15 protein-coding genes are annotated in these 14802 nt (G+C 42.6%); 13 read left to right on the top strand and 2 right to left on the bottom strand.

Features of this window, described 5'->3' with window-relative positions; translation table 11 throughout:
* Window positions 1-41 precede the first annotated feature (41 nt).
* Window positions 42-299: a DUF2524 family protein gene (locus RH061_RS12210; RefSeq protein WP_311070493.1), complete on the top strand. Its 258-nt coding sequence runs from the start codon at window positions 42-44 to the stop codon at window positions 297-299.
* Window positions 300-639: 340 nt separating this feature from the next.
* Here RH061_RS12210 and sspO read toward each other — a convergent pair whose 3' ends face one another.
* Window positions 640-789: a small acid-soluble spore protein SspO gene (sspO, locus tag RH061_RS12205; protein WP_311070492.1), complete on the bottom strand. Its 150-nt coding sequence runs from the start codon at window positions 787-789 to the stop codon at window positions 640-642.
* 332 nt (window positions 790-1121) lie between these two features.
* Between sspO and acnA the strand changes: the two genes are divergently transcribed.
* Window positions 1122-3830: an aconitate hydratase AcnA gene (acnA, locus tag RH061_RS12200; RefSeq protein WP_311070490.1), complete on the top strand. Its 2709-nt coding sequence runs from the start codon at window positions 1122-1124 to the stop codon at window positions 3828-3830.
* A gap of 552 nt (window positions 3831-4382) precedes the next feature.
* A complete protein-coding gene (locus RH061_RS12195) occupies window positions 4383-4931 on the top strand; it encodes a hypothetical protein (RefSeq protein ID WP_311070488.1) in 549 nt (182 codons plus the stop codon).
* 307 nt (window positions 4932-5238) lie between these two features.
* Here the strand turns inward: RH061_RS12195 and RH061_RS12190 are convergent, their stop codons facing one another.
* A complete protein-coding gene (locus RH061_RS12190) occupies window positions 5239-6525 on the bottom strand; it encodes an NCS2 family permease (protein WP_311070486.1) in 1287 nt (428 codons plus the stop codon).
* Between the two features lie 136 nt (window positions 6526-6661).
* On the opposite strand from RH061_RS12190, the gene RH061_RS12185 reads away from it, so the two are divergent.
* The 10 genes from RH061_RS12185 (at window position 6662) to RH061_RS12140 (ending at window position 14572) form a co-directional block, all read left to right on the top strand.
* On the top strand, window positions 6662-7552 hold the full coding sequence (locus tag RH061_RS12185; RefSeq protein ID WP_311070485.1) for a LysR family transcriptional regulator: 891 nt from the start codon (window positions 6662-6664) through the stop codon (window positions 7550-7552).
* Between the two features lie 60 nt (window positions 7553-7612).
* Complete coding sequence (locus RH061_RS12180) at window positions 7613-8149, top strand: DUF3231 family protein (RefSeq protein ID WP_311070484.1); 537 nt, start codon at window positions 7613-7615, stop codon at window positions 8147-8149.
* A gap of 151 nt (window positions 8150-8300) precedes the next feature.
* Window positions 8301-9350 carry an S-methyl-5-thioribose-1-phosphate isomerase gene (mtnA, locus tag RH061_RS12175; RefSeq protein ID WP_311070482.1) on the top strand — a complete coding sequence of 350 codons (1050 nt, stop codon included), beginning with the start codon at window positions 8301-8303 and terminating at the stop codon, window positions 9348-9350.
* 247 nt (window positions 9351-9597) lie between these two features.
* Window positions 9598-10119 (top strand): redoxin domain-containing protein, encoded by a 522-nt coding sequence (locus RH061_RS12170; protein ID WP_311070481.1) that lies wholly within the window; start codon window positions 9598-9600, stop codon window positions 10117-10119.
* A 173-nt stretch (window positions 10120-10292) separates the two neighbouring features.
* Window positions 10293-10424, top strand: coding sequence for an FbpB family small basic protein (locus tag RH061_RS12165; RefSeq protein ID WP_144480839.1), 132 nt, complete (start codon window positions 10293-10295; stop codon window positions 10422-10424).
* Window positions 10425-10491: 67 nt separating this feature from the next.
* On the top strand, window positions 10492-10635 hold the full coding sequence (locus RH061_RS12160) for an acid-soluble spore protein N (protein WP_102262870.1): 144 nt from the start codon (window positions 10492-10494) through the stop codon (window positions 10633-10635).
* 132 nt (window positions 10636-10767) lie between these two features.
* Window positions 10768-10989 (top strand): small acid-soluble spore protein Tlp, encoded by a 222-nt coding sequence (tlp, locus tag RH061_RS12155; protein ID WP_311070477.1) that lies wholly within the window; start codon window positions 10768-10770, stop codon window positions 10987-10989.
* A gap of 128 nt (window positions 10990-11117) precedes the next feature.
* On the top strand, window positions 11118-13439 hold the full coding sequence (locus RH061_RS12150) for an AAA family ATPase (protein ID WP_311070474.1): 2322 nt from the start codon (window positions 11118-11120) through the stop codon (window positions 13437-13439).
* 386 nt (window positions 13440-13825) lie between these two features.
* Window positions 13826-14269 (top strand): acyl-CoA thioesterase, encoded by a 444-nt coding sequence (locus tag RH061_RS12145; protein ID WP_311070472.1) that lies wholly within the window; start codon window positions 13826-13828, stop codon window positions 14267-14269.
* Complete coding sequence (locus tag RH061_RS12140) at window positions 14270-14572, top strand: hypothetical protein (RefSeq protein ID WP_311070470.1); 303 nt, start codon at window positions 14270-14272, stop codon at window positions 14570-14572.
* Window positions 14573-14802: the final 230 nt, after the last annotated feature.

Here is a 14802-nt window from a genome sequence, read left to right as displayed (position 1 = left end):
AATTTAACGGTAAAGATTTATCACACCAGGAGGAATCACACATGCCTTATCATAAAGATAAACAGCAAGCCTTTCAGGCAGCACAGCAAGGATTCGAAGACGCGCAAGGACTATACTCGGAAATTGTCCGGGACTCAGCAAGCTATGGACATCAACTTAAGCATCTTAAAAATGAAGTGAATGAAGCATTCCAGCAAATTGAAAATGCACTCGAAAATGCATCGGAACACCAACGATCACAGCTAGAACGGTTCCAGCAAGACTTGCGGAGCATTGTAAATGAAGTGAACATGGAATAGCAGAAAAAAGCGGAAGGGTGGCCTTCCGCTTTTTTGGTTGTATAGGAAATTATAGAAGTATTATTGTGTGGATAACTCCATATGGGTATCTTAATCCAGCTCCAGCGCCTAGCCCCTCGAGACGCTTGTCTAGCTGCGGCTCCTAACTCCTCCAGACGTTTCGGTCCTGCCAATGAAGTCAAAGACCGACTTCACAGTCAGGCCCTCCAACGCTTGTCGGAGTTGGCAGTCGCCTCCGCTTTTCGATTTCGGTCCGCCCAATGAAGTCAAAGAACGACTTCACCGGTCGGCTCTCCAGCGCTTGTCGGGGCTGACCAAGGCGCTTGCGCTTTTTGTTCTGTTACTGATTCTTTTTTCGTTTCTTATTATTTTGTTTTTCGACTTCAGTCATAGGTTCGTTTGCCATTTCTTCGTTATAACCTGCGCCATTGCCCTGAGCTTTTGCAGCATTCGCTCCAGGAATGACATGATTTGCTTTTCTTTTTACCACAGAATTCACCTCCATCTGCCATATTTTTTCCCATAACCCACTGTGCAATCCAGCTTTTTCATTTTTGTGGAATAGTTTTTGCCCGGAGAGGCTTTAAATTGAATCGGATTTTCCCATTGGTAAAATCCCATTATGATTGTTATCATCATGTTTATGATTTTTATAATAAGAAAAACTTATCAACCACAATAACTTTCTTGTTATTTACTTATACACAAGGTTATATTAATATGAAATTGTGAGAAAAGTTAGGATGGAATACAAGATTCAAACTTTTCGACAATTACTTTTATTTAGTTTATGATGTTTACGTAGAAGAAGGGGGTAAACATATGTCAAACCAAGATATTTTTAACGCCCGCAGTTCATTTGAAGTTGACGGGAAACGCTATCATTACTATAGCCTGGCAGCATTGGAAAAGGCTGGAATCGGCAATGTATCAAAACTGCCTTACTCAGTTAAGGTATTGCTTGAGTCCGTGCTTCGCCAGCATGATGGCTTTGTGATCACTAAAGAGCATGTTGAAAATCTAGCAAAATGGGGAACTAGCGAAGTGAAAGAAGTGGATGTGCCTTTCAAGCCTTCACGTGTCATTCTTCAAGACTTCACTGGTGTACCTGCAGTCGTTGACCTTGCTTCACTAAGAAAAGCAATGGCTGACATGGGTGGGGACCCGCAAAAAATCAATCCTGAAAAGCCGGTTGATCTAGTAATCGACCACTCTGTACAGGTTGATAAATATGGAACTCCAGACGCACTTAACGTGAACATGGAACTTGAATTCGAACGTAACGCAGAACGTTACCAGTTCTTGAGCTGGGCACAGAAAGCTTTCGATAACTACCGTGCTGTTCCGCCGGCAACAGGCATCGTTCACCAGGTTAACCTTGAATACCTTGCAAACGTTGTTCACGCTGTTGAAAATGCAGATGGTGATTTCGAAACTTTCCCTGATTCTTTGGTAGGTACTGACTCTCATACGACAATGATCAACGGTATCGGCGTTCTTGGATGGGGCGTAGGCGGTATTGAAGCAGAAGCTGGTATGCTTGGCCAGCCTTCATACTTCCCAGTGCCGGAAGTAGTCGGTGTTAAATTGGTTGGAGATATGCCAAACGGCGCGACTGCAACTGACCTTGCACTTAAAGTGACTCAGGTTCTTCGCAGCAAAGGCGTTGTTGGCAAATTCGTCGAGTTCTTCGGACCTGGCGTTGTTACACTTCCACTTGCTGACCGTGCTACTGTTGCCAACATGGCACCAGAATACGGCGCTACTTGCGGATTCTTCCCAGTAGACGGAGAAGCTTTGGATTACATGCGTTTAACTGGACGCTCAGAAGACCACATTAAAGTGGTTGAGGCATACTGCAAGGAGAACGGTTTATTCTTCGATCCTGCATTAGAGCCAGTTTATACTGATGTTGTTGAAATCAACCTTTCAGAAATCGAGCCTAACCTTTCTGGTCCAAAGCGTCCACAGGATTTGATTCCACTTTCTGCTATGCAGAAATCCTTCAAGGAAGCATTGACTGCTCCTGCAGGAAACCAGGGATTCGGCCTCGATAAGAAAGAGATCGAAAAAGAAGCAGTTGTTGAGTTCGCTAATGGCGATAAAACAACAATGAAGACTGGTGCAATTGCCATTGCGGCGATCACTAGCTGTACAAATACATCTAACCCATACGTACTTGTAGGTGCAGGTCTGGTTGCTAAAAAAGCTGTTGAACTTGGCATGGAAGTTCCTAAGTTCGTTAAGACTTCATTGGCACCAGGTTCAAAGGTTGTTACTGGATACCTTCGTGATTCAGAATTGCTTCCTTACCTTGAAACTCTTGGTTTCAACCTTGTTGGTTATGGATGTACGACATGTATCGGTAACTCCGGTCCATTAAAGCCTGAAATCGAAAAGTCTGTAGCTGAAAGCGACCTTCTAGTTACTTCAGTCCTTTCCGGTAACCGTAACTTCGAAGGACGAATCCATCCACTTGTTAAAGCAAACTACCTGGCTTCACCGCCGTTGGTTGTTGCTTATGCACTTGCTGGTACTGTGGACATCGATCTTCAGAATGACCCAATCGGAAAAGACAAAGATGGCAACGATGTATTCTTCAAGGATATCTGGCCATCAACTGCAGAAGTGAACGAAGTTGTTCACCGCGTAGTAACTCCAGAGCTATTCCGCAGAGAATATGAAACTGTATTCACTGACAATGAGAAGTGGAACGAGATCCAGACAAACAGCGATCCTCTTTACACTTTCGATGAGGATTCAACATATATTGCAAACCCTCCGTTCTTTGAAGGCTTGACTCCAGAGGCTGGGGAAGTTGCTCCATTGAACAACTTGCGCATTGTCGGCAAGTTCGGTGACTCTGTAACAACAGACCATATTTCTCCTGCAGGTGCGATCGGAAAAGATACGCCAGCTGGAAAATACCTGCGTGAAAAGGGTGTAGAGCCACGCGACTTCAACTCTTACGGTTCACGCCGTGGTAACCACGAGGTCATGATGCGCGGAACATTCGCAAACATCCGTATCCGCAACCAAATCGCTCCTGGCACAGAAGGCGGCTTCACAACTTACTGGCCAACGAACGAAGTCATGTCCATCTTTGATGCTTGCATGAAGTACAAAGAGCAGGGCACTGGCCTAATGGTTATCGCAGGAAAAGATTACGGTATGGGATCATCCCGTGACTGGGCTGCGAAGGGTACTAACCTACTAGGAATCAAGACTGTTATCGCTGAAAGCTTCGAGCGTATCCACCGTTCAAACCTTGTATTGATGGGCGTTCTGCCTCTTCAATTCAAAGCTGGCGAAAACGCTGAAACTCTTGGACTGACAGGTAGAGAATCATTCGACGTCCAGATCGATGAAAAGGTTCGCCCACGCGACATCATCACTGTGACAGCTACTGACGAAGACGGCAACAAGAAAACTTTCGAAGCTCTTGTACGTTTCGATTCAGAAGTAGAAATCGATTACTACCGTCACGGCGGAATCCTGCAAATGGTCCTTCGTGATAAGTTAAAAGCATAATATAGTACACAGAACCCCCAGGTCATTATGTTGACCTGGGGTTTTTGTTTTTAAGGGAAATAGCTTTGAGTTATCTTTCTGATTAAACGGTACCCTTATGAGGGAGGAATGGCTTACATAAGGGTATCTATCTGCGAGAACGGTACCCTTATGAGGGAGGAGTAGCTTACATAAGGGTATCTATCTAGGAGAACGGGACCCTTATGAGGGAGGAGTAGCTTGCATAAGGGTATCTATCTGCGAGAACGGTACCTTTATGAGAGAGGAAGTGCTTGCATAAGGGTATCTATCTGCGAGAACGGTACCCTTATGAGGGAGACGTGCTTTGAATAAGGGTATCTATCTGCGAGAACGGTACCCTAATGAGGGAGAATGTGCTTGTATAAGGGAACCTTTCAGCTTAAATGGTTATGTATCCTAACTTGTATCCTCTCTTAATACTCGTTTTTTACAAAATACGCGAAAACTTCTAATGAATCGACAACTTCTCCTATTGATATTTGTTGCCAAAGAGGTATGTTTAAGGTAGATGGAACATAAGGAGTGAATTCTATGGGCCTTGTATCAATAGTAGCAAGAGAAAATTTTATTTCATTGGTTACTGATTTGGGAATTCATCAGATGATCGATGGTATGAGGTTTAAAGAGTTAATACCGGATACCGCCATCATTGCTTTTTCTGGTGATGATGAATATACCTTGATGGCCGCCAGTGCTGCTGAAACTCTTATTAAACAAGGTTTAAGTCTTAAAGAGCTGGCAGAGTCAATCCAAACCTCAATCAATAATCCCATGATATTAAGGGATGGACAGTCCTTTGAGGCTGTTGTGGCAGGGTACTCTCAAAATGGCGAGGCACAGTATCATATCATTTCTAATACTAAGCCTCTTGAATCCTATTATCCGCGTGCTGGTGAGAGTCTCTACTATGTAAATGGGCATGAACCGATGCTCGTGCTTGAGAGGTCACTGAAGATGTATGGAATGGGTACGGTTGACCAGGCACAGGCTGCGCAATTCCATCTACTCCATGAGGCTGCTAAGTTCATTCCCAATGTAAATACTCATGCTGAGTCCTATATCCTTAAAAAAGCAAATTAAAACAGCCTTGGTGTCCAAGGCTGTTTATCTGTATGATTGACTTTAGAATTTACAATGATAAAAAATAAGCGGAAAAATTCCGCTAAAATTGAAAAAGGCTCCTTATTTTCTTAAAATAAGGGGCCTTTTTCCGTCTATTTAATCTAAATCGTTGGATTTTGTCTTTTTTATAGCAGTTAACCGGAATATCTCCACTTATTTCTGCTTAAAAAGCGTCCTCTATATACAATAGGCGGAACTTCTCCGCCTATGAATTCTCATAGCTGCACGAAAATCAACAATGAAGATTATAGTGATCCTTTCATCTCTATAGGGCATACTGCAAAACGAAATTTCCCAGGAACAACAATGCGATCATATAAAGCGCAGGCTGGATTTCCCGTCCTTTACCCATTAGAAGTTTCAGGAGTGGATAAAGAATGAATCCAATCGCCATGCCATCGGCAATGCTGTAGGTTAATGGAATCAATACAATAATCAAAAGTGCAGGGAAGCTTTCCAGAAGATCATCAAGCTTGATGTTCGTGATATTCTGGAGCATCAATATTCCTATTAAAATCAAGACCGGTGAAACCGCACTTTCTGGAACTATTTTTATGACAGGAATCAATACGATGGATGCAAGGAACAGGACACCTGTAGTAACACTCGTTAATCCTGTTCGGCCGCCAGCCGCAATTCCGGCAGCACTCTCTACAGATGATACTGTTGGACTAGTGCCGAATATCCCTGCAGTTGCAACAGAAATCGAATTAGCCTGAAGAGATTTCTTGAATTTTTGAGGCTGTTTCAGCATTTTTGTATGGCCATGGATCAGGCCGATGTTCTCAAAAATGACGACCATGGCAAGCGAAAAGGCTGTCAGCCAGAATACGAAATTACCTGCCTGGGCAAATGACATTTGACCGAAAACAGAAGTGTATTCACCAAATGAAGGCATGCTCCACGAAACTCCGCCACTTTGGAAATCACCGAAGACTAAGGAAAGTACAGACGTGAAAACGATGCTCAACAACAGGTTGCCTGGAACATTTTTAATGAACAAGATCACTGTGACAATTAAACCTACCAAGGTGATCAATGCCGTAGAGCTGCTTAAGTCGCCAATTTCCAGTAAGGTGTGCTCTGAACTTGAAATAATTCCGCTATTATCAAAACCAATCAATATCAAGAGTATTCCTATACCGACTGTAATAGCTTCCTTCAAAGAGTCGGGGATGGATGCGACAATGGTCTTAGCCAGCGGAGTGAAGGCTAAAAGCATGAAAAGGATACCCGAAACGAAAACCATCGCGAGGGCCTCTTGCCATGTGAAACCGCCGGATTGCACGATTGTATATGTAAACATCGCATTTAATCCCATGCCCGGTATCACTAGAATTGGAGTATTGCTCCAGAATCCCATTAGCAAACAGCCTGCGAATACGGTAAGGATCGTAGCGATGATCCCGGCTTCTAGTGGTATTCCCGCTGCTGCTAATATTGTTGCGTTGACAATGATAATGTATACAACTGTTATATAGGAGATTAGACCTGCAGATATCTCTCTTCCGAATGTTGTACCATGTCCTTTTAAATCAAATAATTTATCCATTTTTTCTCCTCTCTCTTTTATAGATAAATTTTTCCGTTTTGAAACGAATGAAAATATCGTAACATAGAATTTACCTATATATAAAATATATAATTTGTATAAAAACCATATCTTTTTTAAATAGAAGGAGATTCTGATGGATATTAGACAAATGAAGTATTTCATCGCAATAGCAGAGGAAAGGAATATAACAGCTGCAGCCCACAGACTGCATATGTCACAACCTCCTTTAAGCCTTCAATTGAAACAAATGGAGGAGGAATTAGGAGTAATGCTTGTTGAGCGTCATGGGAAAAAACTTGAATTGACTGATAAGGGTGAACTGTTATACAGACATGCACTGAATATTGTGCATGCATTTGAGGAAGTGAAAAATGAACTTCAAGAGACTGATGAAGGGAGGAAGGGGAATTTATCGGTTGGGATCAATACACTTTCTGTACCGGAATTTCCTGAATGGCTCGAATCATTCCATGCATCCTATCCGCTTGTTTATTTGCGAATCGTACAAAATGATTCAGCGTACCTTGCTGAACTCGTGAAAAATCGGACAATTGAACTCGGTCTAGTCAGGTTGCCTCTGGCCAATCAGGATTTGAATTACCTCCATTTATATAATGAATCCTTCATTTTTGTTTGCAGGCAAAATGGCAATGAAAAGATTTCAATGGAAGAAATCAGTCATTATCCATTAATTCTTCCTTCGACGGAAGGGCTTGGAAGCTACAGTATCATACACGCCGCTTTTACTAAGGCTCAGCTTCCTCTTCAAGTCATTAGCGAATGCTCGGATATGAATGTATTGATGCAATTGGTCTCCTCGGGGATTGGTTCGACTATAATACCTGAATCAGTTTTTCAATCATATGGACACTCAAACCTGTTCGCGCGGGAAATTACTGATGCCGGTTTGAGATCTTCCGTGGGGTTAATCTGGTTAAAACAACATCACCTCTCCAGACCTGCAAGAAATTTTATTGATTTGTTAAAAATGAGGCTCGGGATCAATGAAGCTGGTCATGAATAGAAAGGTCATATTCTTCCAATAATAACAGCAAATTCTATAAAGAAAGGAAGGTGTCCTGCTTTGAATATCTTTGAAGTAATGAAGGATGCTTTCAGCCCTTTTATGGACGGCGATAAAAAGCCCTTGCACGTTGGAGAAGTAATGAATCTATGGTTTTACCTCCATGGAACGGAACAAACGCTTAGATACGACCAGCACGCATATAATTTAGCCCAGGATCCAGAATTAAAAGAAAAAATAGTAGATATCATCGAAAATGTACACAGGCCTATGATTGATGAATTGACAAAGTTTTTCAAGGATGAAGGTATTCCTCTCCCTGATGTTGGAGCAGAAAAAATTGTTGGTGAATACCAGGCACTTCCTGAAGGGGCAAGAATGAATGATGAGGAAATTGCCAATTTAATTGCATACAATCTTGTGGTAGGAATCACTTCTGCTACAAGAGGAATTACCGAATCCGTCAGATCGGATGTTGGCTATTTATTTGCAAAGTACCATATGAAGAAAGTCACCTTTTCTTTAACGCTCAAAACACTTATGCAGGAAAAGGGTTGGCTAAGAGTGCCGCCATATTATGTTACCGGTAAGCAGTAAAAGCAGCGAATTGCCGCTGCTTTTTTATGTGTCCTTTTTCACGAGGAGAGAGAAATTTCAAAATGAACATTTTTCTCTTGCTCTGGGGCTTATTATTGATAAAATGATACTTAGTTTCAGAATTGTCTTAAAAGCCAGAAGGAGGATCACCATGGAAGGAACCTTTTTACAGTCTGTTAAATATGACGGTGAAAAACTATATATTTTGGATCAAACAAAACTGCCCGAGGTTACTGAGTTCCTGGAAATCAACAAAATTGAGGATGTTTGGGATGCGATTAAACAGCTCAAAGTCAGGGGTGCACCAGCCATTGGAATTGCCGCTGCTTACGGGTTGGTTCTTGGAATCAAGGATGCTCCTGAGAATAACTTTGAAATTTTTTATGAGTATTTTAAAAAGCAAGCCGATTATCTAGCCACATCTCGTCCCACTGCTGTCAATTTATTCTGGGCATTGAATAGAATGGACTCTTGTGCAAAAAAATCAAACGGTGTACCTGTAGCTGAGATCAAGAGAGTATTGGAGCAAGAAGCCCATGAAATTCGGAGGGAAGATGAGAATGTCTGCAGTTCCATTGGCGAAAATGCTTTGACTTTATTTGAAGATGGGATGACCGTATTGACGCATTGCAACGCCGGAGGCATTGCCACAGCAAGGTATGGTACAGCACTCGCTCCAATTTATTTGGCCAAGGAACGAGGAATGGATATAAAGGTATTTGCTGATGAAACCCGTCCGCTGCTGCAGGGTGCGCGACTGACAGCCTGGGAATTGATGCAGGCTGGAATCGATGTTACCCTTATCACTGATAGCATGGCGGCCATGGTCATGCAACAGGGAAAGGTACAAGCAGTCATCGTAGGTTGTGATCGAGTGGCAGCCAACGGCGATGTAGCTAATAAAATTGGTACATATGGTGTTGCTTTACTTGCCAAAGCGCATAATATTCCATTTTATGTGGCTGCCCCACTCTCGACAATTGATCTGGAAACCAAAACAGGTGAAGAAATACCGATTGAGGAACGTGCTGCAGAAGAAATCACTGCAGGCTTTGGAAAATCAACAGCCCCTGAAGGCGTTAAGGTTTTTAACCCAGCATTTGATGTGACACCCTATCATTTAATCACAGCGATCATAACAGAAAAAGGAATCATGCGTGGAAACTATAGCGAAGAACTGCCGCGCTTATTTGATAAATAGGAAGCAGTGTGCCAGGGGGGATGCAATCCCTGGCATTTTTTTATGATGGTTTTTAGAATGTGTGCATAAGAACGGAATTTGGTGGAACTTGGATTGAAAATGAACAAAGTTTAGGAAAAACCGGTTGTGTCAGGATAACTCCTCTAATAAAATTCACATAATCCTCAAATATTCTCACATTTCCACTTTCATTATCTTTGTATACTTGGTATATCCTACATGTAAACAAACCAAAGGGGGTTTTCCAATGGTCAAAAAAGCGATTGGAGCAGGTATACTGGCTGGATTAGTTTTGTTTGCGATTTTCCAGCAGTTCTATTCCGCCGATGAACCACTGGCAATAGAAGCAACCAATGCAACGACTGGAATCAATGCGGGGATGGTGGCCCCAAACTTCACATTGAAAAACCTAGCTGGTGAAGAGATCAACCTGAAGGATTACAGAGGTAAAAAGGTGATGCTGAACTTCTGGGCCACGTGGTGTCCGCCCTGTAAAGAAGAAATGCCGGCGATGGAGAAGTTTTATAAGGAGAATTCAAAGGAAGTTGAGATTCTGGCTGTCAATCTGGATCCTCAAAACAATGTAAAAGGTTTTGTTGAGGAGAATGAATTAACCTTCCCAATCCTACTTGATGAAGAAGGATCTACACAGCAAACCTATTCAGTCATTTCCATTCCGACCACATTGATCATTGATGAACAGGGTTTAATTTTAAAGAAGCATATTGGTTCAATGACAATCGAGAAAATGGAGGAACTTATGAAGTGACTTTCACACCAGTACAAGCTACTGGTGTGTTTTATTTGGAAAAAATTGCTTGGAGGATACAAGAGTTTATCGGGTAGTAGTAAAATACGATTAAATTTTCAAAAAGTTGTAATAATTGCAACCGATTCCGGACATAATAACTGTTACAATGATGACAAAGGATGGTGAACACGATGAGAAAACCAAGAAAGCGTTCTTTTCAAGAACTTGTAATGGAAAACAAACGCCAACTTCTGAATGACCGTGATGCACTCGAGAAAATAGAGGCAAAGTTAGAACAAAAACACTTAGGGAAAGCTGAGTAAATATCATACATTACCATTTATGAATACCTCTTCTTTAGGAGAAACTTATTTTAGAGGAGGGATATACATGAGCAATCCTAAAAGGGACAGTAAGCATCATGTTCCAAGCCACCTTGGAACCCAGCCGCGTGGATTCAGCGGCAATAAAGGCAAGAAAATGAACGACAAGTCGGGTGAACATGCCCAGGTAATGCAAACTAAAGGTGAATAGATGAATGAATATGCCCGCCATTAAATGGCGGGCCTTAATTTTTCATTGAATAGATATCCACTGTTTTCCGCTAATAATCGAAAAGAGTAGTTGCATACTATTGATGTACTTTTTAAAAGGAGGTACATGACAATGGCAAACAATACACCAAAGCCAGATGATCGAAGCGATAATGTGGAAAAGCTGCAATCCATGATCCATCATACGATTGAGAACATGGAAGATGCTGAAGCTGCAATGGTGAATTCCAGTCCTGAAGACCAGGAAAGAATCAAGGCGAAAAATGAACGCCGCCGCGAGAGCATTGATGCCTTTCGGGAAGAGATCAAGGATGAAGCGCATAACCAACAGTAAAGCGGAGAAGACTCGTCGTCAGGCGGGTCTTTTTCCGTTTGGCTAAAATTATGGTAATATACGGATTGTGAACAAAGTAAAAATAATGTCTAACCGGCATGAAACTTTAAGATAAAGAAGTGATTAGGATGAATCAGCAAAAAAAACAAATTCCTATGGATGAACAAATCAAGCTGTGGGAAGAAGAGATACATACAAAAGGCTATATTCAAGATGAAGCAAGTTTAATCACGGCGATCAGGAGCCTGACTAAAAGCGAGGACAAAGTAAAGTTGTCGCAAACCTTGACTCTGGCTGCACAATCTCGTGCAAAACGGAACGGGTTTGATTCACTCGTGCTTGAGTGGTTAAAGACTGCGATAGAAAGTGACTCTGCAAACAAGAAAGCAAAATCCCTGCTCGCCAGGAATCAATGGAAAAACAAAGGGAATCTATTTGACCAGCTCGTTTATCCGCGAATCAGGGAAACGGATAACCGCGCCTTAAAAAAGAAAACAGCAGAGCAGTATATCGATATTTCGCAGCAGTTCCTGTCTCATGCCGAAGAAGAGCTTGATGACCTGAAAGGACAGCATTTTGACAAAGACACAGAAAGTGAGTCGAAGTTCAACAGGCTGACCGGTTTATTGGAAAAAGCTATCGAAGAAACGGCAGCCCTCTTGAAAGCAACAGAGCTATATGAAGAGTCAGTCACCGGTGTTTTTCATACAGCCATCCATTATGAAGAAATGCAGAAAAGGTTGCATTCCCTTGAAGAAATCAGGCTGCTTTGGGAACAAGAGTTTCAGGAGGATAGTGAGATTGAAAAACAGGCTGAAAGCGATCCTCTGGCTGAGTTGAATAAAATGGTAGGCCTCGAGTCGGTAAAAGACAGAGTGAATGATTTTTACCGCTTCCTGAAGTATCAGCAAAAACGGAAAGAGCTTGGTCTGCAAACAAAAGATGATCAGAGCTTGAATATGGTTTTGACCGGGAATCCTGGGACAGGGAAAACTTCGTTAGCACGGTTGCTTGCAAAAATTTATCATCAGCTAGGAGTACTTCCCCGGGAAGAAATAATCGAGGCAGACCGCTCCCAGCTTGTCGGAGCTTATGTCGGCCAAACAGAAGAAAATGTCAGGAAGGTTGTCGAGCAAGCCCTTGGCGGGGTGTTATTCATTGATGAGGCATACAGCCTTAAACGTGAAGGCCAGACTGGAAATGACTATGGCCAAACTGCGATCGATACCCTGGTATCCTTAATGACCGGGAAAGAATATGGTGGGAAATTCGCTGTGATCCTCGCTGGTTACCCTGAGGAAATGCGCCAATTTCTAGATGCCAATCCAGGTTTAAGATCACGTTTTCCTCAATCGAATTTATTCCACCTCCCGGATTACTCAAATGATGAGCTGTTGCGAATTGCTGAGCAGGCGGCACAGGATAATGATTATGCAATGACAGAAGGAGCAAAGCTGGAGCTCAGAGATCGCATTGAAAACGAAAGAGTAGATGATACTTTCGGAAATGCAAGGACGGTTCGGAATCTCGTGTTGGAGGCCATTTTCAAAAAGGGATCCAGACAGACAGAACTAGATGATTTTTCCACATATACTTTGTTGGAAAAAGAAGATTTTGAATCTCCATCGAATCAATCAGCGGAAAGGCCACTAGACCGGCTTAACGCACTAGTTGGACTGGACACTGTAAAATCAGAGGTCACATCTTTGATTTCATTTGTCAGGATGCAGCAGTTGAGGAAGGATAAAGGACTGCCGGCTGTGCCGATACAGCTTCACTCTGTTTTCACCGGTAATCCGGGGACAGGAAAAACCACGGTAGCAAAAATTTACGCAGAACTGCTGAAAGAATGTGGAATGCTTAAAAGGGGCCATCTAATTGTCAGCAGCAGGGCAGATTTTGTCGCTGGTTATGTTGGTCAGACAGCCATCAAGACAAAGAAAAAAATCCGTGAAGCCCTCGGAGGCGTGTTATTCATCGATGAAGCCTATTCATTGCTAGGTCAAAGCTCTGGCGATTTTGGCAAGGAAGTTATTGATACGATTGTTGATGAAATGACACGGCATAACGAAAATCTAGTCGTGATCTTAGCTGGCTATCCTGCGGAGATGGATTTGCTGCTTGAAAGCAATCCTGGCCTCAGATCAAGGTTCAAGAAGTTTTTCCACTTTCCGGACTATAGTGTGAGTGATTTGCTGCTGATCATCAAGAACTATGCTGGCAAATATCAATATAGGATCAGTGCAGATGTGGAATCGTTTCTGTCGGATAAACTTTCAGAAGCCGATATTAAAGGGAACGGCCGATTTGCAACTAACTTAGTAGATGAAGCAGTTCAATCCCAGGCATACCGTTTGATTGACCGCGAGACTTTTGAGGATTTGGATGAAGATGTTTTATACTTGGACAAGCAGGACTTTGAAGCAGCTCTAAAAAAGATTATCGGATAAGGTTCTTTTTGTAAGATTGCAAAAGGCTCTGTTAATGTCAAATGTAGTTTTAAACCCTGTTGATTGTAGTGGAAGGCGCGTAGACTCCTCCGAAAATGCTAACGCATTTTCATCGTGCGTGGGCAGGTTCAAGGAAGCCCAATCAATGTCCTGCGGGCTTAGCTGGTCAGATGAGACCCCGCAGGAACAAAGCGACGAGGAGGCTCAGCGCCAGCCCCGCGGAAAGCGAGGCGCCTGGAACGAAAATCAACAGCCTAGTTTAACAGCCAAACAAATAGAAAATTTCTTCAATTTCATTTTAGAGAGTCCTATATCATTGATAAAACTTGTGACTTAAAAGCAAAGGAAAATTAGCCTAATAATAAGAAGTATAAAGGGGAATACAAATGATCATTTCTACAAGGGAGATTGAAGTACGCTATGCGGAGACAGACCAGATGGGTGTTGTCTATCACGCAAATTATCTAGTGTGGATGGAGCTGGGCAGGACACAATTAATCAAAGATCTCGGATTTAATTATGCAGAGATGGAGAAGGACGGAATCATCTCGCCTGTACTCGATATTCAAGCATCTTATAAAAAACCACTGAGATATGGAGATACAGCCACGATCAAAACCTGGGTTGAGGAATATGATGGCATTCGCTCTGTCTATAAATATGAGATCTTCAATGGTAATGGTGAGCTTGCTCTTACTGGGAGTTCAAAACATGTCTGTGTGAAGAAGGATAGCTTCCGGCCGATTTCTTTAAAAAGGAGTTTTCCGGACTGGCACGAAGCATATTTACAGGCCGTGAAAAAGCCTGAAGATGAAAAGGAGCAGGTCTGATTGGCTTTCGGGATCAAACGCCATGAGCTTGATGAATGGAAAGCTAAAATTGAAAAAGGAGAGCTGGCCTTCCTGACCCATTATTGGATTGATGACCGCTTCCCAGACTGCTCAACGGTGACGAAGGTAGGATGCAGGGACCTGGAAAAACTAGCCCAGTGGGGACGGAAGTATGGTTTGCGGCCGGAGTGGATAGACAAAAGGAAAATCGATTATCCTCATTTCGATCTTTTAGGAACGAAGCAGGCTGAAATTTTGAAACAGGAGGGTATCGAGAACCCTCTTATTGAAGGTGAAAAATAGGGCAGGCGCTTTTCGCGTCTGCCTTATTTCTGTGCGCCCGGCATGGGTGCAGTCTATAGGGTGTAAGTCCCGAGCCATGAAGGCAGTAGTAGTGGTTAGCTTAACGCAAGGGTGTCCGCGGTGACGCGGAATCTGAAGGAAGCGAGCGGCAAACCTCCGGTCTGAGGAACACGAACTTCATATAAGGCTAGGTACCATTGGATGAGTTTGCAGAACAAAACAAAGTCCTT

Source organism: Mesobacillus jeotgali, from assembly GCF_031759225.1.
In the GTDB taxonomy this organism is placed as follows: domain Bacteria; phylum Bacillota; class Bacilli; order Bacillales; family Cytobacillaceae; genus Mesobacillus; species Mesobacillus jeotgali_B.
This window is presented reverse-complemented; position numbering and strand designations above follow the sequence as displayed.